This is a genomic window from Paenibacillus sp. FSL H8-0261 (assembly GCF_045040645.1).
Classification (GTDB): Bacteria; Bacillota; Bacilli; order Paenibacillales; family Paenibacillaceae; genus Paenibacillus_AQ.
In genome coordinates this window covers 4,981,011-5,000,655 of record NZ_CP150297.1, presented here as the reverse complement: position 1 = coordinate 5,000,655, position 19,645 = coordinate 4,981,011, and the positions used below count along the sequence as shown (strand labels likewise).

Below are 19,645 nucleotides of genomic sequence, written 5' to 3'. Positions count from 1 at the left end.
GCAGATTACTTATGGAGCGGAAGCTTCGCAAAACTTTGGGAGGAAACGCATGAACATTCAAAAAGTGTTGATTGCCAACCGCGGCGAAATCGCGGTCCGCATTATTAGGGCCTGCCGAGAACTGGGCATTTCCACCGTCGCGGTCTATTCGGAACCCGACCGGGATTCACTGCATGTCCGGTTGGCTGATGAAGCTTACTGCATCGGTCCGATGCCGTCCAAGGACAGCTATCTGAACTTTACAAATATTATGAGTGTAGCCACCTTAACAGAATGTGATGCCATCCATCCTGGTTATGGATTTTTAGCTGAGAATGCAGATTTTGCAGAGATTTGTGAATCTTGCAATATTATCTTCATTGGGCCATCTCCAGATGCAATCAACCGTATGGGTGATAAAGCTGTGGCGAAGGAAACCATGAAGCTGGCTGGAGTTCCGATCATCCCGGGCTCAGATGGCCTTGTAGGTGATGTTGAGGAAGCCGTCATGCTGGGTCGTGATATCGGATACCCGATTATCATTAAGGCTACCGCAGGTGGCGGGGGTAAGGGCATTCGGATTGCTGAGGACGAGGAATCATTGGTGAAGCAGATTACTGCTGCACAACAGGAAGCGCAGAAGGCGTTCGGCAACGCTGGTGTATATTTGGAAAAGTACCTTACAGGTATGAAGCACGTAGAAATTCAAATTATTGCAGATAAGCATGGTAATGTAGTGCATTTAGGTGAACGCGACTGTTCCGTACAGCGTCGTCGCCAAAAGCTGATTGAAGAGGCACCTTGTTCTGTACTTACACCGGATATCCGTGAAGCGATGGGGAATGCAGCAGTTCGTGCAGCACTCGCTGTGAATTATTCGGGAGCGGGAACGCTTGAATTCTTGCTTGGACCGGATGGACAGTTCTACTTCATGGAGATGAATACTCGTATTCAGGTAGAGCATCCGGTAACGGAAATGGTTACGGGTGTGGATTTGATCAAGGAAATGATTTCGGTTGCAGAAGGAAATCCTTTGTCATTTACACAGGAAGATATCGTGATTAATGGCTGGTCGATTGAATGCCGTATCAATGCGGAAGATCCAGAACGTAATTTTATGCCTTCACCAGGTAAAATCGGCTTTTATTTGCCGCCTGGAGGTCTCGGTGTTCGTGTAGACAGCGCGGCGTACCCTGGGTATACGATTTCCCCTTTCTATGATTCTATGATTGCAAAGCTGATTGTATGGGCACCCACACGTCAGGAAGCGATTGCAAAGATGAAGCGTGCCTTGGCTGAATTTGCCGTGGAGGGAATCCATACTACGATCCCTTTCCATCAGAAACTGTTGGAGCATCCTGTATTTCTGGATGGTAATTTTGACATCAAGTTTCTGGAAGAGTATGAAATTTAGGACGACTTCGCTTTGTTTGTCATAAAGTTCGTCAAATGATATAGTATGTTTAATAAGAGACGTGCTTTACGCTTGAATTTATGAGAATCTTTGTTGAAAGGTGTGAAGTCTAAAATGAGTACATTGCCGACAGAATACGAACGGACAGAAATCGGTGAGATCCAGATTGCTCCTGAAGTGATCGAGGTGATCGCAGGTTTAGCGACCGTTGAGGTTAAAGGTGTAGCTGGCATGAGCGGTGGTTTCGCCGGTGGTATTGTTGAGCTTCTCGGACGTAAGAACTTGTCTAAAGGAGTTAAAGTAGAGGTTGGACAACGCGAAGCTGCAGTGGATGTTTCTGTAATCATTGAATATGGTAACCGTCTTCCTGAAGTGGCTGCTGAAATTCAGCGTAATGTTAAGCGTTCCATCGAGACTATGACTGGTCTGACTGTTGTGGAAGTGAATGTGCATATTCATGATGTACAATTCAAGAACAACAACACTGTAGACAAGAACGAGGAAGCTGAAACGGTTCTTCGCGTGAAATAACAGTCGTCGTTCTTCCATAAACCCCCGACAGTAAAGTCGAGGGTTTACTCTAATTTAAGGAGGTTATGAGACTCGTGGCAAAAATTTTGGACAGACTTTTGCTGTTTGTCTACAGCTTAAGTATCGGAATATTATCTGTTATTGCCATCCTCCTCTTGAGCGGTGCTATTCCTAAAACTTTGGAGATTGAGAATGGACCAGCAGCTTATATTACTGCAATTGTAGTAGCAGTTGTCTTGTTCCTTCTGAGCATCCGATTTTTCTATATCTCTTTGCGTCGTGATCGCGCTTCTTTACCTTCTGTTGATCAGCGTACAGAGTATGGGGATATTCAGATTTCAGTGGAGACCATTGAGAATCTGAGTCTGAAGGCTGCCGGTAAAGTGAAGGGAATCAGAGATCTCAAATCGCGTATTCGCGTTTCTCAGGCGGGCCTTGAAATTACAATTCGCGCAGTAGTGGATGGTGAACATTCATTGCCGCTACTAACCACAGAAGTGCAACGTCAGGTGCATGATTTTGTGCAGGAGACAACCGGTATTCCGGTTGCTGATGTGTCTGTATACATTGCTAACCTCACGCAGTCTCCAAGCTTCAAAAGTCGAGTGGAATAGAGGTGAATTTCCCTTATGTCTTGGAAAGAAGTATGGGAAAGTCACGGGGGTAGAATCGCCGGAGTGACTTTCGGCATTGGTCTAGGTTTGATATATTTAATTTGCGGTTTTTGGGATATGTTGTTCTTTGCACTGGTAGTGTTCATCGGATATACGTTCGGCAAAAGAAAGGATAACGCAGAGGCTCCCCTGTTTCAGTGGCAGGAGCTGATTACGCGTCTATCCGGACGCTGGCGTCCCTTCAAGTGAACCGCGATAGTCTTTTTCCCGGAGCAGGAAGCCGTAAGTTTGTGTTGTCCAATGCCCCTGGAAGAAAGACTTTGCGGTTTTTTTAATTGTGAAAGATATCTTTAATGGACATCGGACAATAATCCTCTAAGGATTAGGGATAGAATTCGAAGGATTTGGGCTTAAAATAATTATAGGCGATGTCATTAAAGTCTGAATTATTATCACACTTGAGGTGTGAAGTTATATTTATGGTTGCCCGACGTTATAGAAGTTTGAGTAAAGATGTTAATGCGATATAAGATTTTAGGAGGAACACATGAAAAGACGTATAGCGAGAGAGATTATTGTCCAAAGCCTGTATCAGATGGAAATGAACGATGTAGAGAGCGCGGAAGCTGTGGAAATGCTGCTGGAGGAAGCTTCAGAGGAGAATGAAACAGAGCGTGTAATTACGGACGAAATTCAGCTTAAGCACTATGTGGTGGAGCATGTAAACGGTGTGTGGGAGCACAAGGTTGCAATTGACGATATGCTTGAGCATTACTTGAAAGGCTGGCAAATGAGCCGTCTGTCACGTGTGGATCGTCAAATTTTACGTCTTGCGGCGTATGAAATGGTGTTCGCGAATGATGTTCCGGCTAAGGTTGCTGTGAATGAGGCTATAGATTTGGCCAAGCATTTTGGAACGGATGATTCCGGTAAGTTTGTAAACGGTGTGCTTGGTAAGATGATCCAGGAGATCGATACAATTAAAGCTGACCATTCTTAATTTTTAAAAATATAAGCAAGTATAAGTTATTCACCTATTCTTTATGTTTTATATTTCTCGCATAAACGCTTACCGTCCACGTAAGGACGCCGAAGGCGTTTATGCTTGTACAATAGTAAAGTATATAAAAGGGGAGAGACTATCATGACAGCAGCAATCATCAGTGGTAAACAAGTATCTGAGGAAATTCGTATTGGTATTGCCCAGGAGGTTGCTGAACTGGCGAAACGTGGCGTGAAGCCCGGTCTGGCAGTAATTCTAGTAGGTGAAGATCCAGGATCACAAGTTTATGTTCGCAACAAGGAAAAATCTTGTATCAGCCTTGGTTTCCATTCGGAAGTGCATAAACTGGATGAGTCTACTACTCAAGAAGAATTGCTGGCTCTCGTAGCGCAGCTTAATGGACGCGATGATATTGATGGGATTCTAGTTCAACTTCCATTGCCTAAGCATATTGAGGAAAAAGCTGTTATTGATGCGATCTCCGTGGAGAAAGACGTTGACGGCTTCCACCCTGTAAATGTAGGTAACCTAGTGATTGGTGCTGACAGTCTGCTTCCTTGTACACCTGCAGGTGTAATTGAACTAATCAAACGTACAGGAACAGGAATGGCTGGTAAACATGCTGTGGTCATTGGCCGCAGTAATATTGTAGGTAAGCCAGTGTCTTTGTTATTGCAACGTGAGAATGCTACTGTGACGATGTGCCATTCCCGTACAGCTAATATGCAAGAAATTAGCCGTCAAGCAGATATTCTAGTTGTTGCGATCGGACGCGCGAATTTCATTGACGCTTCTTACGTGAAACCGGGTGCTGTTGTCATTGATGTAGGTATGAACCGTTTGGATAACGGTAAGCTTGCGGGTGACGTTGATTATGATAGTGCAAAAGAAGTTGCCGGATACATCACACCTGTTCCGGGTGGGGTTGGACCGATGACGATTACAATGCTGATGAGCAACACGCTGATTGCGGCTAAACGCCGTCACGGCTTGGAATAGGGGTAGAAATTCATGGCGGCAGAGCGGCAGGTCTATTCGATAAAAGAACTCAACCGTTACATCCGCATGAAGCTAGACTCGGATAATTTACTTTCGGATGTATGGATTCGCGGAGAGATTTCCAACTTTACACATCATGGTAGCGGTCATATGTATTTCACGCTAAAGGATGAGAGCAGTCGGATCAAGGCGATTATGTTTGCTTCTCATAACCAGCGCCTACCCTTTATTCCGAAGGAAGGTGCTCGGGTAATTGCTAGAGGTAATGTGACCGTATATGAACGGGACGGGCAGTATCAGTTCTATGCCACACACATGCAGCCTGATGGAATTGGTAGTCTATATTTAGCCTATGAGCAGCTGAAGAGCAAGCTTGAGCAAGAGGGGCTGTTTGCAGAAGCGCGTAAACGCCCTTTGCCTCGCTTTCCAAAGTGCATTGGCGTGATTACTTCGCCAACGGGGGCAGCTGTGCGGGATATCGTGATTACACTCCAGCGGCGGTTTCCGCAGGTGGCTATTGTAATCTATCCCGTACTGGTGCAAGGCAAAGGCTCCGCGCCTTCGATCGTGAAGGCGATTGGAGCGCTGAACCGCATGGGTGAGGCCGACGTGCTTATCGTCGGCCGCGGCGGCGGTTCGCTCGAGGAGCTGTGGGCGTTCAACGAGGAGGAAGTCGCGCGAGCGATATCGGCATCAAGGATTCCGGTCATCTCGGCCGTTGGCCACGAGACCGATTTCACGATTGCCGATTTCGCCGCCGATCTCCGCGCGGCTACGCCCACAGCGGCCGCGGAGCTGGCCGTGCCACACGCCGGCGAGCTAGCTGCGCAGCTTCGCCAGCAACAGCAGCGGCTGCGCCAAGCGCTGCAAAGACGCGTCCAGCGCGGACGCGAGCGTCACGCGGGGCTGGAACGCTCGCTGGCGCTGGCAGGCCCGCGCCGCTCGCTGATGCAGCACACGCAGCGGCTGGATCAGCTGCGTGAGCGGCTCCAGCGCTCAGCGGATGCACGGCTCAGCCGTTCCCACGAGCGCAAAGCTGTGCTGCATCATAGTCTGCAGCGGTTCCATCCGCACGGCAGTGTTGCCGCTGCGCGTCAGCGCACCGAAAGCATGCGCCGTGAGCTGATGGGTGCTATACAGGCCCGCCTGCAGGAGAAGCGAGCTCGCTATATAGCGGAGATTCGTCATCTGGATGCACTGAGCCCTCTTAAAGTTATGTCGAGAGGCTACAGCTTAGTCTATGACGAAGCAGAAGAACATTTAATCAAATCGCTGACCGAAGTACAGCTTGGCGATCTTGTAGTGATAAAGATGAATGACGGACAGCTGAACTGCCAGGTATGGGGAATGAAGGAGGATGGCAAAGACGATGACGAAGGAAGCGGAACTTGATTTTGAAGGCGCCATGGACCGGCTGGAGGAAATCGTACGTGAGCTTGAACACGGCGACGTTCCCCTGGAGAAGGCCATCGATTTATTTCAGCAAGGTATGAAGTTATCTCAGCTTTGCGGCAGCAAGCTTGAGCAGGTAGAGCGTAAGATCGAAATGATTACCCTAGAGGACGGAGAACTGCGTAAGAAGCCGTTTGGTGCACGTCTGGAAGGGGACGCCGATGACTCGCTTTGAGCATGAGCTTGAGAGAAACTCTGAAGGAGAAACAGTGCGTCAGCCACTGGAGGATTACATCGCGTCCTTAAGCGATCTAGTCTCACATGAACTAGAGGTTATTCTCCCCACACAATGGATGGTTCCAGAGAATTTGCAGCAAGCCATGAAGTATTCACTTATGGCTGGGGGCAAACGCCTCCGGCCACTGCTGGTGATTATCGCATGTGAAGCACTAGGAGGAAATAGAGAGGCTGCCCTGCCTGTCGCTGCTGCTATAGAGATGGTACATACCTACTCGTTAGTTCATGATGATTTGCCTGCCATGGATAATGATGATTATCGGCGCGGGAAGCTGACGAATCATAAAGTCTTCGGGGAAGCGACCGCTATTCTTGCGGGTGATGCCCTTCTGACCCATGCTTTCTACAGTGTGGTACAAGCCTCGCGTAAATTTGGCGTCCCTGCGGAAAGTGTACTATCCATCGTGGAGGATTTGGCGGAAATGGCAGGCCCTCGTGGTATGGTTGGCGGTCAGATTGCAGATATGGAAGGCGAGCAGGGTCTAACCGATCTTGCACAGCTAAAGTACATTCATCTGCATAAGACAGGAGATTTGATTATCTTTTCGCTACTAGCTGGCGGTCGTATTGCAGGTGCTAACGAGCAGCAGCTTGAGGCTTTGCATAAATTTGGAACAGCCATTGGACTCGCTTTTCAAATCCAGGATGACATTCTGGATTTGGTTGGAGACGAAGGTAAACTTGGCAAAAAAACAGGCAGTGATGTTAAGCAGCATAAAGTAACTTATCCTTATTTTATTGGCCTCGAAGCATCGCGAGAAGAAGTGAAGCAGCTTACAGAAACAGCCCGAAATGCTGTTCTGAACGGTGGTTTTCATGACAGCCAGCGCCTGCTGGAAATTGCAGATTACTTAATGGCACGTGATCACTAATTATGAACTTTCGAAACGGCTGTATTTCGACAGCCGTTTCGTTTGTGTTATAATGGGTTTTATATAATTTACAACATCTAGGAAAGCGGGGAACTATACGTGCTGCTTCCACAAATAAATGATCCTAAGCAACTAAAATCATTGTCAGTCGATGAATTAACTACCTTAGCGGAGGAAATTCGTCGATTTCTGATTGAGAAGCTTACAGCAACTGGGGGGCACCTCGGATCCAATCTAGGAGTCGTGGAGCTCACTTTGGCTTTGCATTATTGTTATAACAGCCCTCGTGACAAAATGATTTACGACGTTGGGCACCAGGCTTATGTTCACAAGATCCTGACTGGTCGTCAAGACCGCTTCGATACCTTGCGTAAATATCAGGGCTTGTGCGGCTTCGTTAAGCGCTCCGAAAGTGAGCATGATGTATGGGAAGCTGGACATAGCAGTACCTCATTATCGGCAGCAATGGGGATGGCGATGGCTCGCGATCTCAAGGGTGAAGACAATAAGGTTATTGCCGTGATTGGTGACGGTGCTCTTACTGGTGGAATGGCGTTTGAAGCACTTAACCATATTGGCCATGAGAAGCGTAAGCTGATGGTTATTTTGAACGATAATGAAATGTCAATTGCTCCTAATGTAGGGGCGATGCATAATTATCTAAGTAAAATACGTTCAGATCGCCACTATTTGCGTGCCAAAGATGAAGTAGAAGGGCTGCTTAAGAAGATTCCGGCCATCGGAGGACGATTAGCAAAGACTGCTGAACAGTTAAAAAATAGTCTCAAATATATGATGGTACCTGGAGTATTGTTTGAAGAGCTCGGCTTTACGTATCTCGGTCCTGTAGACGGACATGATCTGGAGAAGATGATTGACACCTTCCACCAAGCAGATAACGTGGCTGGACCTGTGTTGGTACATGTACTAACAACTAAAGGTAAGGGCTACAAACCGGCTGAGACCGATTTCTATAAATCACATGCCATTTCACCATACAAAATTGAGTCGGGTCAGGCGCTTAAAGCTGTGGGTCCTCCAATGTACACGGAAGTATTTGGCGAGACGCTGATCGAACTGGGTCGGGAAGATTCCCGTCTGATTGCTGTTACACCTGCGATGCCAGGAGGCTCGGGTTTATTTCCTTTTGCTAAGGAATTTCCCGATCGTATGATTGATGTCGGGATTGCTGAGCAACATGCGGCTACGCTTTGTGCAGCTTTGGCTATGGAAGGGATGAAGCCGGTATATGCGGTGTATTCTACCTTCATGCAGCGTGCCTATGATCAGATCGTCCATGATATTTGCCGGCATAACGCGAATGTTATGTTCGCCATTGACCGCGCGGGGTTTGTAGGTGCGGATGGTGAGACTCATCAGGGTGTGTACGATGTTGCTTTTATGCGCCATATTCCGAATATGGTGATGATGATGCCAAAAGACGAAAATGAGCTGCGTCATATGATGAAGACGGCGCTTGAATATAATGACGGTCCGATTGCTTATCGCTATCCGCGTATTAACGGTACAGGTGTAGCAATGGATCCTGAGCTGCGTACTATTCCAATCGGATCATGGGAACGACTGCGTACAGGCGAAGGTTATGCTGTTGTAGCTTGCGGACCTATGGTTCAAGTGGCTGAAGAAGCCGCTGATTTACTCAAGCGGGAAGGGATTCAGGTAGGCGTCGTAAATGCGCGGTTCCTGAAGCCACTCGACAACTCCATGCTGCTTGATTTGGCTCACGCTGGAACCAACATGGTTGTTATTGAAGAGGCTTGCCAAGCGGGAAGCCTCGGCAGCTCGGTATTAGAATTCTACGCAGAGAATGAAATTTATGACGCTCGTGTACATCTGATGGGTGTACCTGACATCTTTGTGGAGCACGGCTCTATTAAAGAACAGCGCCAGGAAACAGGTCTTACTGTAGAAGCGCTATGTGCACGTATCAAGTCCATGATGGCTTTGAGTGCTTATAACTACAAAACAACTTCGACTTCCTAAATGGAAGCCGGAAATTAGCAACCCTTTGAACGATCGGGAGATGACCATGGAACACCGTAAAGAACGGATAGATGTACTACTTGTTGAGCAAGGTTTTTATGAAAGCCGTGAGAAGGCTAAAGCAGCCATTATGGCAGGACTGGTGCTCGCGGATGAAGAACGCATTGAAAAGGCTGGTATGAAGGTGTCACGGGAGGCCACCCTTAAGGTTAAAGGCTCTGTGCATCCATATGTCAGTCGTGGGGGCCTAAAGCTGGAGAAGGCTCTACGCCAATTTAATATTGATCTTACGGGAAGGACCATGCTGGACATCGGTGCTTCTACTGGAGGCTTTACGGATTGTGCACTTCAGAATGGAGTAAGCCATGTGTACGCGATTGATGTTGGCTATAATCAGCTGGATTGGTCGCTGCGTAATGATGAACGCGTTAGTGTGATGGAACGAACGAATTTCCGATATATGACGCCTCCAGATTTGGTGGGTCCGATTCCAGATTTTGCGAGTATTGATGTTTCATTTATCTCCTTAAAAATAATTCTTCCACCGCTCAAAGCTTTGCTTAAGCGCCCGGCGGATATTGCTGCGCTGATCAAGCCACAGTTTGAGGCAGGACGGGAGAAGGTTGGTAAATCAGGTGTAATTCGTGATTCTGCTGTTCATAAAGAGGTATTAATTAATGTACTGACCATGGCGGCAGAGCTGGGTTACCAGCTGCAGGGATTAACCTTTTCACCGATTACAGGCGGGGAAGGCAATATTGAGTTTCTTGCTCACTGGAGACTAACGCCTGAATTGGCGGAAGCTGAAGAAGGTATATTACAGCCTTCAGATGCTGTATCATCAGTCATTCCAGTGGAGGATTTTCCATCCCTAGCGGATGAAGTGATTAAGCAGGCTACGGGTACTTTTAATGTAAATTCGACTCATGGAAACTCATCGCGCCGGTGAGTTTCTTTTTCCATATGGAAAATAACAATTATTCGGAAAGCTTCTAAAAAGGCAGCTTAGAAGAAGGAATTGGCATGGCTTCACGCGAATAAATCACCGAGGTGATTGATAGTGGCGGGTAGCTCAGACAAGGTCGTCATGGCGTTTATTGGAGTAGCATTATCGATTTTTATAATTTATCGGATATATATATGGCTGCAAAATTCTCCGCGTTCTTTCATGAAGGATCAGATCCCGTTTAATAAAGTGATTATTCCTCACCCATCTATAGACATACTAGAGGATGAAGGGTACGAGGTCGTTGGAGGGAAGCTCAAAATCCCGTTGTCCTTCAACGTAAACGGGGCGCAGATGTATAGCCGGTTATTTATAGATTATGTGGCGACTAAAGAGGAAGGATCAATATATTTGGTTATCCTTTCTAGACCGCGGAAACCTTTGGATTTCACAGGCAGTGGCTTACGAGATACCTTGCTTCCGTACTTGCTGATTTATCCGGAATGTAGCGGAGTTTTGTATGTTAATACTGCGGCGGGATCTATTCAAGTGATTAAGCTTGGCAGAGATGACGGAGAATCAAACTGAGTCCATATTTAACTAGGTGTATGCTTCCGAAGTAGTTTTGCCGAAGCAATTCGGGGAGCATCGCTTACAAAACTAAGTCCATGCTTCCGATGTAGTTTTGTCGCTGCTAATCTGGAAGTGTCGCTTACAAAACTTTTAGGAGGCAACAATGAAGGGTCAACGACATATTAAGATACGTGAGATTATTACGCAAAAGGATATCGAGACACAGGACGAGCTGGTAGAAGCCTTGCGTGAATCTGGTTTTCAGGTTACTCAAGCTACAGTATCTCGAGATATTAAAGAGCTATTGCTCATCAAGGTGCCTATGGATGATGGAAGATACAAATATTCGCTTCCAACTGACCAACGGTACAATCCAATACAGAAGCTGAAGCGCGTTTTGGTGGATAATTTTGTGCAGATCGATTCATCGGCTAATCTTGTGGTGATGAAATGCTTACCGGGAACGGCTAACTCAGTCGCTGCTTTGATTGATAATATTGACTGGCCACAAATTATGGGGACCATCTCTGGTGATGATACCATTCTAATTATTTGCCGCCAGCCTGAGGACAGTAAGACTGTAATTTCACAAATCATGGGTTACATTTCTTAAATTATAAGAAAGTATAAATTTCATTCTATCAAATTCTTATCATCTTCTCGGAGGTGCTCTATTAGTGTTAGAAACCTTGTCTATCCGCAATCTAGCCGTCGTTGAGGCGGTAGATGTGCATTTTTATCCTGGCTTCCATGTGCTCACAGGGGAGACTGGGGCAGGTAAATCCATTATTATCGATGCGCTTGGACTGATTGCCGGAGGGCGCGGCTCCGCGGATTCTATTCGTTACGGTTGTGAAAAAGCAGAGATGGAAGCGCTCTTCAGCCTCCCAAGCGGTCATCCCGTCTGGGATACTTTAGAGCGTCTTGGCATTGAGGCTCAGCGTGAGGAGCATCTTATAATACGCCGTGAACTCACCTCTCAGGGTAAAAGTACATCACGTGTAAACGGACAGATGGTCAATCTTACTATGCTACGTGAAATTGGCGAGCAGCTGGTTAATATTCATGGACAGCATGAACACCAAAACCTATTGAAGGCAGAACGACATTTGGGACTGCTGGATACATACGGAGAACCCATTATCGGGCCGCTAAAAGCGGTATATCAGGAAAAGTATTCAGCCTTTGCGAAAGTGGAGAAAGAGCTCCGAGAGCTGCAGGAATCCAGCCAAAAGGCTTATCAAATGCTTGATTTGTACCGTTTTCAGTTAGAAGAAATTTCATCTGCAGCATTAAAACCGGGAGAAGATGAATTACTTGCCGAAGAACGGGTCAAACTATCCCACAGTGAGAAAATGATGGATTCCGTATCAGGTGCATATGAGCTTCTCTACGATAGACAAGGCTTAGAATCCATAGGTAATGTCATTTCCAGACTCGAGGATGCGGTTCGTTATGATGAAAAGGGTCTTAAATCCGTGCTTGAGCAGCTGCAATCTTCTTATTATCAACTAGAGGATGCTGCATTTCAGCTTCGTGATTACCGAGAAGAGATCGAATTCAATCCACAGCGACTCGAAGAAATCGAGAATCGTCTCGATTTAATTACCGGACTCCGCCGTAAATACGGAGATAGTGTAGAACAGATTTTAGCTTATTATGAACAAATCCATCGGGAAACCGATCTGCTTGAGAATAAAGATGAATATCTGGAGAAACTGACGACCAAACGCGATGCATTGCTTTCTGTATTGATGGATGCAGCTACTGAATTAAGTGAAGCACGGAAGCTGTGTGCGTCTGATTTAGCCACGCAAGTGGAAAGTGAGCTTAAAGATCTTCAGATGGAAAGAACCTCGCTACAGGTTAAATTAGACACGTTGGAGGACCCACGTGGAGTTGATTATAAGGGTCGGCGTATTCGTCTTACAAGACAAGGGATCGACAGTGCGGAATTTATGATTTCCCCTAACCCTGGCGAGCCGTTAAGACCTCTTGGCAAAATTGCCTCGGGTGGTGAGTTGTCGCGAATTATGTTGGCAATGAAGAGTATTTTTGCGCGTCATGATGCGATTCCAGTTCTGATTTTTGATGAGGTAGATACCGGTGTGAGTGGTCGGGCTGCTCAATCCATTGCAGATAAACTGTATAAGCTGTCCTCCACTTGTCAGGTGTTCTCCATTACGCACTTACCGCAGGTGGCTTGTATGGCTGATCATCAGTACTTAATCCGCAAAAAGGTTGAGGACGGAAGAACCATGACGGAAGTGGAATCACTCTCGAATGATGGACGTGTAATGGAGCTGGCCCGAATGCTGGGTGGGGTGGAAATTACCGAAAAAACATTGCACCATTCGCAGGAAATGCTTAATTTGGCCGAGGCAAGTAAGGCTGCAACAAGCTAAGCGGAACAATGATTGACAGTAATAAAAGCCTGGGGGCAAGGTTATCTTATAGGTACGCAATTGGCGACCACCTTTTTCGTCAAGCGAAAGAAGCAAAAGGGAGCGTGACAGCCATTGAAGCCTAACCTCAGGAAGTTAATGCCAGGCCTTTTATTTGCCTTCTTTCTTAGTTTATCGGGCATAACGGGAACCCACCAAAGTTTTGCCGCACCACTGAACAGTGAACCTGCCAAGGTGACTGCGCATGGAATGAAACCGGAACTGAAGGTGATCCCGGGAGGTCAAACGATCGGAGTAAAGGTGAAATCAGCAGGTGTTCTGGTTGTTGGACATCATCTGATTGAAGTATCCGAGAAATCCAAGCTTTCCCCAGGTGAGGTCAGCGGTTTGGTGCCAGGTGATTTGATGATCTCCATTGATGGAGAGAAGTTGGACGAGTTATCTAAGGTGGCCAAGCTTGTGGATCGTGCTGGAAAAGCGAATAATTCTCTGACGATTGTCTTTAAACGCGCTGGGAAAGAGCATACAGCCAAGCTGAAACCCGCGTATGATATTAATGACAAAGTCTGGAGGTTAGGCCTGTACATTCGAGATTCTGCAGCGGGTGTCGGCACGTTAACTTTTTATGCCCCGAAACAGGGGGTTTATGGAGCTTTAGGACATGTGATTACGGACATGAATACAGGAACACCAATTGTTGTTGGCAGCGGTCATATTGTTCAGTCCAGTGTAACTTCGATTTCTAAAAGCCAGGATGGCGATCCGGGTGAGAAACGAGCCCATTTCTTAAAAGAAAGCCAAGTGCTTGGTAATGTGGAGAGTAACACAGATTTTGGAATCTTCGGTAAAATGAGTCGTAATCCCGAGCATAGTCTTTATAAAGAACCTATTCCTGTGGCAATGAGCAATCAAGTCAAGGAAGGTCCAGCTGAAATTCTTACCGTTGTAGATGGGCAGCAGGTAGAACGATTTAAGGTTGAGATCATTCATGTGGCACATCAGCAGACGCCGGCGACAAAGGGTATGGTCATTCGTATCACAGATCCGCGACTGATCGATAAGACAGGTGGTATCGTTCAGGGGATGAGCGGAAGTCCAATCGTTCAAAATGGACGGCTCATCGGCGCTGTAACTCATGTGTTTGTAAATGATCCTAAGTCCGGTTACGGTTGCTTCATCGAATGGATGCTTAAGGATTCTGGTGTAACCCTACAGGAGAATAGGTATCCATTAAATCTTAAGGCGGTTTAGCCTTAAGATTTTTTTGTCGAAGGAATACGAAGATCATCGAAACTTGAAATAAAATATTTAATTATAATCCATGCCAGAAAAAAAATAAAGAAAAATAATTTTCGACAGAAGGGAATTCAATCTCCATGTCGAAAATGTTAAGAGACAAGAAAAAAATGTTATTTTCGAATAGCAGATATAATTAAGGAGGAAGCAGCCAGTGCAGAATATTGAAGTGTTGTTGGCCGATGATAACAGGGAGTTTACGAATTTGCTTTCCGAATACATTTCTGAACAAGAAGATATGACGGTAACGGGTATCGCCTACAATGGTGAAGAAGTGCTTCAAATGCTAAGCGAAGCACGCAAAGTTCCCGATGTCCTTATTCTTGATATCATCATGCCACATTTAGACGGTCTGGGTGTCTTGGAACGTCTGCGTGATATGGATCTGAATCCTCAACCGAAGATCATCATGCTGACCGCTTTTGGTCAGGAGAACATCACTCAAAGAGCTGTACAGCTTGGTGCATCCTATTATATTTTGAAACCGTTCGATATGGAGGTCCTGGCAAATCGTGTACGTCAGCTTGTAGGGGTACAAGGCAGCATGAGCTCATCCTCTAACATGTACAACTATTCGTCGACGTCCAGATCGAATGTAGTGCCGCTTACGAAGGGCAAGAATCTTGATGCTAACATTACCTCGATCATCCATGAAATCGGTGTTCCAGCACATATCAAGGGCTATCAGTACCTGCGCGAAGCGATCACCATGGTATATAACAATATCGAGATCCTTGGTGCGATTACAAAAACACTCTATCCAGCCATAGCAGAGAAATTCAAGACCACGCCTTCACGCGTAGAACGTGCCATTCGCCATGCGATTGAAGTGGCTTGGACCCGTGGCAACATCGACTCCATCAGCCATTTATTTGGCTACACGATTAATATCTCCAAATCTAAGCCTACTAACTCGGAATTTATTGCCATGGTAGCAGACAAGCTGCGGATTGAGCATAAGGTTAGTTGAAAGGGTTAGGGGCACTGCGGGGTAAGGGATTGTGGGTTGCTGGAAGGTGTTTACAGACAGTATATAAAAACCGATAGACTTGTTTTGAATCCGATAAACTTTTTCCATCTCACCCGATAAACCTTTTTGGTTTATTGGGTTTTGTTTTTGTAGGAAAAGAGATGGAGGATTTGTATGGAGTTATCGGATTTGGAGTTTTTTTTAGAAGACTTTTTAGATTGTCAAAACAAGAATTTATCACGTAAGACCGTTAACTCTTATGAACAATTTTTAAAGTTAATTCTTAAAGAATCAGCATGATGTGAATAAGGAGAATTATTTAAAAATCCTGTTGAGAATATCTCACAAATAAAAACTGTAAGAGGATAGAAAAGGGGATATGTTAAGAAGAGTTTAATTGATTATTTAAGCACTGTTTCTTATAGAGGAAGCGAGATTGCGATAAAACCACTTAATGATTCAAAATATCTGCTGAGTTTTCACCCGAACCAATCTGCAAAGTAGCTCTGATTTCACTGATTTCTTTACGATGAAATTGGGCTTTTATTATATAGCGAATTAAGAAAAAAATTTAGGAACTTTATATTTTGACTATTAGATAATAATATATATTATGAAATAATATAGCGAAAATCGCATTATTATAGTCAAAAATACAAAATATTACAAGGAAATATATTCTATTTTATTTATCTGATGTGACATACAATTATCTCATTCCAAAAGGAGGTAATTATATGAATTATAGTAAAAAAATATTAACTAGTCTTCTTATTTCAAGTTTTGCGGTTTTCCCTGTTTCAGCTTTTGCTGACGACACATTACCAACTTCAAGTCTGGAGTTGGCAGAGATTAATGTGGTGCATCAAGAGACTCAAAAGGTTGCCGATTATCAACTTGCTGCCGTACTACAAATTGCTAAAAATGCTGTTGAAGAAGAAAGAGATAGTAAAGTAGCTTTTGCAAAAAGTGCTGACCAAACTACTTATGATTACATTACTTTCGATGAACAATATACTTATTTTTATGAAGAGTCGGCTAATGCTGCCCCAGAATTATGGGTAGTAGATAAGACAGATACTAATGTGGAAAGTCTTCTAGCGGGAAATGTTAATGAATTTAATGAGGCTAACAGTATTAACGTCGCTCCTAGAGCTGGATTTATTGGGGATGGTGTAGGCGGTAGAATGAATGTTAATACTACTGGTAGCTATCTTATGGCACTAATGCAACTACCATTAGCGGACAGTAATATAGTGAGTCTGGATAGACCGAATCATATTGCTTTTAACTATGGTGGATTTGAATATACTACGACTGTTACCGATGGTATTGGTTCTTGGGCAGCTGACATGGGTGTGGAACTTTATAATAATTTAGGGCCAAGTGCTACGTCTTATGGATGGAAACCAGTAATAATTCTCAAGAAAAAAAATCGTCCATATGTAAGTGAGACAAATACAGGTTGGGATCAATATCAAAGCGCTACTTTCGATCCTAGCTATAATCAAGTACAAACAAAAAATGGTTATAAACCTGGCACAGCTCCATTAATGTATTTTTGGTACAATTATAATGGAAAAGTAAGAATCAAAATTGATGGAACATCTATTTGTCCAACACTCGGGGGCTATTCTCTTCAAGACACACCAAATATAACAATAATGGAATCAAATGCAAGCTGGAATATTGCCTCAATAAGCAGATGGAAACTGTTATCAACTGTTTGGTCTAAAACTGATACAGGAAAAAATAGAACGACTTTTTCTAATATCAAAGTTGACGGAACACCTATTTCTAGCAGTGCATTATCAGGCCCACTGAACGATCATTCGAATGTCACTGTCAGTGGAAATAATGTAATTACAATTGTTGTAAATAGTGACATTTACAATTAAAATAATGGACAGTAGATACTTTTGTGTCTATTGTCCATTATTATTTAAAGGAGGAATCGTATGAAGGTAGTTTTCAAAGCAATCTTACTTACATCTGTTATTACGTTAATGCTAGGAGGGACTGGCGTAAACGCTTCACGCAGCAAGCCAGTCATTTACATTAATGATGAAAAGTTAGACATTTATGCAAATGTCACTTATCTTGGAACAACTCTTGTCCCTATGCGACCCATTTTTGAAAAGTATGGAATGTCGATTGAATGGGATAATAACACAAAAACTGTGACAGCATCAAAAGATAATAAAGTTATAGTGTTAACAAATAATTCTTATGATGCATTATTAAATGGAGAAAAAGTTGTATTAAATCAAGCACCATCACTTGAACCTACGAGTAATATCTTTTATGTAAATCTGAGATTTATTTCTGAAGCATTGGGGGCAAAAGTGAATTGGGAAAAAACAGAGAATGATGCTAAGATTCACATTGATTTTGCAAAGTAGTTTTTATTTATTATCATAAATATCAAATAATAAATGCCTACCGTTGATATGGAATGGCGTTTATTATTTGCGTTATATTATAAATTTGGTAGTAATTTAAAATGATTAGTTAGAAAATATCTCCTGCTTAAAGAACGTATGCTCGGTATATAATGCATATACAAAAACAAATATTCTATAAGGGGGATGTTGGCATAGATTTCTAATGATAAGTGAACCACTGTCCGCGGCAAGAGCTATCAATAAATCAATGCAGCAAAAAGACACTGAGATCTGAAGTGCTCCCTGTCAAGTGGACAGTGTAAAAAACAAAAAAAGTTAGTTTAGATACCTCAGCTCGTAATACAAGAGCTGAGGTATCTTCGTTATGCAGCACGTCGGTATTCGTTAGGTGACAAGCCATCCAAACATTCTACGTAGCGATAATTATTGTAGTAGTGAATATATCGGCTAACCTCTGTGAGGACATCTTCATAGGTGTCATACTTTGTAAGATAATAGCTTTCTGACTTGTAGGTACCCCAAAAACGCTCAATAGGTTGGTTGTCCAAACATCGGCTCACACGAGACATGTTTTTCTTAAATCCGTACTTTACATGAAGTCGGTTATACTCATGAGACGTGTACTGGAAGCCTCTGTCGCTTTGTAGAAGAGGAGATACGCCAGGATTCTTCGCGTAAGCCCTTTTCAACGTATCCATCACGAGTTTATTGTTGTTGGAATGGCTTAATACCCATGAAACAATGGAATTATCATATACATCAATAATGGCACTCAAATAGGCTTTGCGCCCATTCCCGTACTTCAGTTCTGTCACATCTGTACACCATTTTGAATTAGGGGAATTGGCATCAAAGTTACGGTTCATTACATTTTCAGCTACATGGATCTCCGTAGCTTTCACATAACTCGCTCGTTTTCTGCGAATGACTGCTTTAAGCCCAAGAGCACACATAATTCGGTAATAACGCTTTTTGTTGTACTGCTTTTTGAGCTTTCGGTTTAATTGCGTGCGCATTTGACGGTAGCCAAGAATCCCTTTTCGCTTGTCATATCGTAGCTTTACTTCTTTCGCTAACGCACGAGTTTCAAGTTCTATGCAAGAGGGTTTCCATTTTAACCACTTGTAATAGGCAGATCGAGCAACCCCAGCTAACGCACACAACTTCGTAATTGCGTGACCTTTTTCTTTGTTCAGTTCTTGAATCGCTTGATACAAGTTTACTTGTCGAACGAGGGTTAGCGTGTATTTCGTCGCTTGATCTCTGCCAACTTTTTTGCGAAGTCATTCTCCATCTCTAGGTATTCATTTCGCGCTTCTAGCTCTTTAATCCGTAGCTTAAGACGTTCATGCTCTTCTAGTTCTTCTACAGGCTTTTTACGACCTCGATTGTCCTGAAGAGCTTCCTCACGGCCAGCTTGATATTTCCGAACCTATGCGTAAACTTGCTGATAAGATACACCGTACTTTTCAATCGCTTTCTGATAATCCAATTCATTAGCGATGGTATATTGTGCAATTTCAATACGTTCTTCGAAAGTTGTTTTACGTCCTTTGTTCATATGAGATAGTCCTTTTCCTTTATGTGTAGGTTTTAATTCTATCTCATTAGTATACTTGGTAATCCATTTGATCAAAACACTTCTACTTGAAATATGATGCTTGTTTGTCGCCTCTTCAACGGAGAAACGACCAGACAATACTTCGTTAACAACAGCTAGTTTGAATTCCTTTGAGTATGTTTTCCATGTTCTCGATTCCTTTAACCCGTCTAAACCATCTGCTTTATATTTCCTAATCCATTCTCTTACCGTGTGCGAACTAAGACCTCGCTGTTTTGCCTCATAGTTTGGATTCGACTTGTGCTCAAGGCACAGCCGTACGACATGTAATTTTACTTCTAAAGATGCTGGACTTCTTTTAGACATTAGAAAAACTCCCGTCAT

The 19,645-nt window shown here is 44.0% G+C and carries 20 protein-coding genes; 18 read left to right on the top strand and 2 right to left on the bottom strand.

Annotated features, from left to right (window positions below):
• The first annotated feature begins 49 nt into the window (after positions 1–49).
• The 18 genes from accC to MHI27_RS22240 all read left to right on the top strand — a co-directional run bounded on the left by accC (position 50) and on the right by MHI27_RS22240 (position 17,697).
• Positions 50–1,393, top strand: a complete 1,344-nt coding sequence (accC, locus tag MHI27_RS22325) for an acetyl-CoA carboxylase biotin carboxylase subunit (RefSeq protein WP_042190455.1) — start codon at positions 50–52, stop codon at positions 1,391–1,393.
• 114 nt (positions 1,394–1,507) lie between these two features.
• Positions 1,508–1,924: an Asp23/Gls24 family envelope stress response protein gene (locus MHI27_RS22320; protein WP_042132343.1), complete on the top strand. Its 417-nt coding sequence runs from the start codon at positions 1,508–1,510 to the stop codon at positions 1,922–1,924.
• 74 nt (positions 1,925–1,998) lie between these two features.
• Positions 1,999–2,538 (top strand): alkaline shock response membrane anchor protein AmaP, encoded by a 540-nt coding sequence (gene amaP / locus MHI27_RS22315; RefSeq protein ID WP_042129814.1) that lies wholly within the window; start codon positions 1,999–2,001, stop codon positions 2,536–2,538.
• Positions 2,539–2,553: 15 nt separating this feature from the next.
• Entirely contained in the window at positions 2,554–2,787 is a 234-nt protein-coding gene (locus tag MHI27_RS22310) for a DUF2273 domain-containing protein (protein ID WP_042190453.1), read from the top strand.
• 298 nt (positions 2,788–3,085) lie between these two features.
• Positions 3,086–3,538, top strand: coding sequence for a transcription antitermination factor NusB (gene nusB / locus MHI27_RS22305; protein WP_042190451.1), 453 nt, complete (start codon positions 3,086–3,088; stop codon positions 3,536–3,538).
• Positions 3,539–3,682: 144 nt separating this feature from the next.
• The gene (gene folD / locus MHI27_RS22300) at positions 3,683–4,540 is read left to right on the top strand and encodes a bifunctional methylenetetrahydrofolate dehydrogenase/methenyltetrahydrofolate cyclohydrolase FolD (protein WP_042129810.1); all 858 of its coding nucleotides are present in this window, start codon (positions 3,683–3,685) and stop codon (positions 4,538–4,540) included.
• A 12-nt stretch (positions 4,541–4,552) separates the two neighbouring features.
• Positions 4,553–5,932, top strand: coding sequence for an exodeoxyribonuclease VII large subunit (gene xseA, locus MHI27_RS22295; RefSeq protein ID WP_405174730.1), 1,380 nt, complete (start codon positions 4,553–4,555; stop codon positions 5,930–5,932).
• Positions 5,910–6,167, top strand: coding sequence for an exodeoxyribonuclease VII small subunit (gene xseB, locus MHI27_RS22290; protein ID WP_042129807.1), 258 nt, complete (start codon positions 5,910–5,912; stop codon positions 6,165–6,167). Before xseA ends, xseB begins: the two co-directional genes overlap by 23 nt.
• Entirely contained in the window at positions 6,154–7,101 is a 948-nt protein-coding gene (locus MHI27_RS22285) for a polyprenyl synthetase family protein (protein ID WP_076284484.1), read from the top strand. The genes xseB and MHI27_RS22285 overlap by 14 nt, the downstream gene beginning before the upstream one ends.
• Positions 7,102–7,200: 99 nt before the next feature.
• The gene (gene dxs / locus MHI27_RS22280; protein WP_405174729.1) at positions 7,201–9,105 is read left to right on the top strand and encodes a 1-deoxy-D-xylulose-5-phosphate synthase; all 1,905 of its coding nucleotides are present in this window, start codon (positions 7,201–7,203) and stop codon (positions 9,103–9,105) included.
• Positions 9,106–9,151: 46 nt separating this feature from the next.
• Positions 9,152–10,054: a TlyA family RNA methyltransferase gene (locus MHI27_RS22275; RefSeq protein WP_405174728.1), complete on the top strand. Its 903-nt coding sequence runs from the start codon at positions 9,152–9,154 to the stop codon at positions 10,052–10,054.
• A gap of 111 nt (positions 10,055–10,165) precedes the next feature.
• The gene (locus MHI27_RS22270; RefSeq protein WP_256716299.1) at positions 10,166–10,639 is read left to right on the top strand and encodes a hypothetical protein; all 474 of its coding nucleotides are present in this window, start codon (positions 10,166–10,168) and stop codon (positions 10,637–10,639) included.
• Positions 10,640–10,787: 148 nt separating this feature from the next.
• Positions 10,788–11,237, top strand: coding sequence for a transcriptional regulator AhrC/ArgR (gene ahrC / locus MHI27_RS22265; RefSeq protein ID WP_042190440.1), 450 nt, complete (start codon positions 10,788–10,790; stop codon positions 11,235–11,237).
• Between the two features lie 64 nt (positions 11,238–11,301).
• Positions 11,302–13,029 carry a DNA repair protein RecN gene (recN, locus tag MHI27_RS22260; RefSeq protein WP_042190438.1) on the top strand — a complete coding sequence of 576 codons (1,728 nt, stop codon included), beginning with the start codon at positions 11,302–11,304 and terminating at the stop codon, positions 13,027–13,029.
• Between the two features lie 138 nt (positions 13,030–13,167).
• Positions 13,168–14,280: a SpoIVB peptidase gene (gene spoIVB / locus MHI27_RS22255; protein ID WP_081382880.1), complete on the top strand. Its 1,113-nt coding sequence runs from the start codon at positions 13,168–13,170 to the stop codon at positions 14,278–14,280.
• A gap of 199 nt (positions 14,281–14,479) precedes the next feature.
• Positions 14,480–15,295, top strand: coding sequence for a sporulation transcription factor Spo0A (gene spo0A / locus MHI27_RS22250; RefSeq protein WP_042129795.1), 816 nt, complete (start codon positions 14,480–14,482; stop codon positions 15,293–15,295).
• Between the two features lie 737 nt (positions 15,296–16,032).
• Entirely contained in the window at positions 16,033–17,193 is a 1,161-nt protein-coding gene (locus tag MHI27_RS22245; RefSeq protein ID WP_076141570.1) for a YrpD family protein, read from the top strand.
• A 60-nt stretch (positions 17,194–17,253) separates the two neighbouring features.
• A complete protein-coding gene (locus MHI27_RS22240; protein WP_076141569.1) occupies positions 17,254–17,697 on the top strand; it encodes a stalk domain-containing protein in 444 nt (147 codons plus the stop codon).
• Between the two features lie 365 nt (positions 17,698–18,062).
• Here MHI27_RS22240 and MHI27_RS22235 read toward each other — a convergent pair whose 3' ends face one another.
• Both MHI27_RS22235 and MHI27_RS22230 read right to left on the bottom strand, forming a co-directional pair.
• On the bottom strand, positions 18,063–18,917 hold the full coding sequence (locus MHI27_RS22235; RefSeq protein ID WP_405174727.1) for an IS3 family transposase: 855 nt from the start codon (positions 18,915–18,917) through the stop codon (positions 18,063–18,065).
• A 215-nt stretch (positions 18,918–19,132) separates the two neighbouring features.
• A complete protein-coding gene (locus tag MHI27_RS22230; RefSeq protein ID WP_405174726.1) occupies positions 19,133–19,627 on the bottom strand; it encodes a helix-turn-helix domain-containing protein in 495 nt (164 codons plus the stop codon).
• Positions 19,628–19,645: the final 18 nt, after the last annotated feature.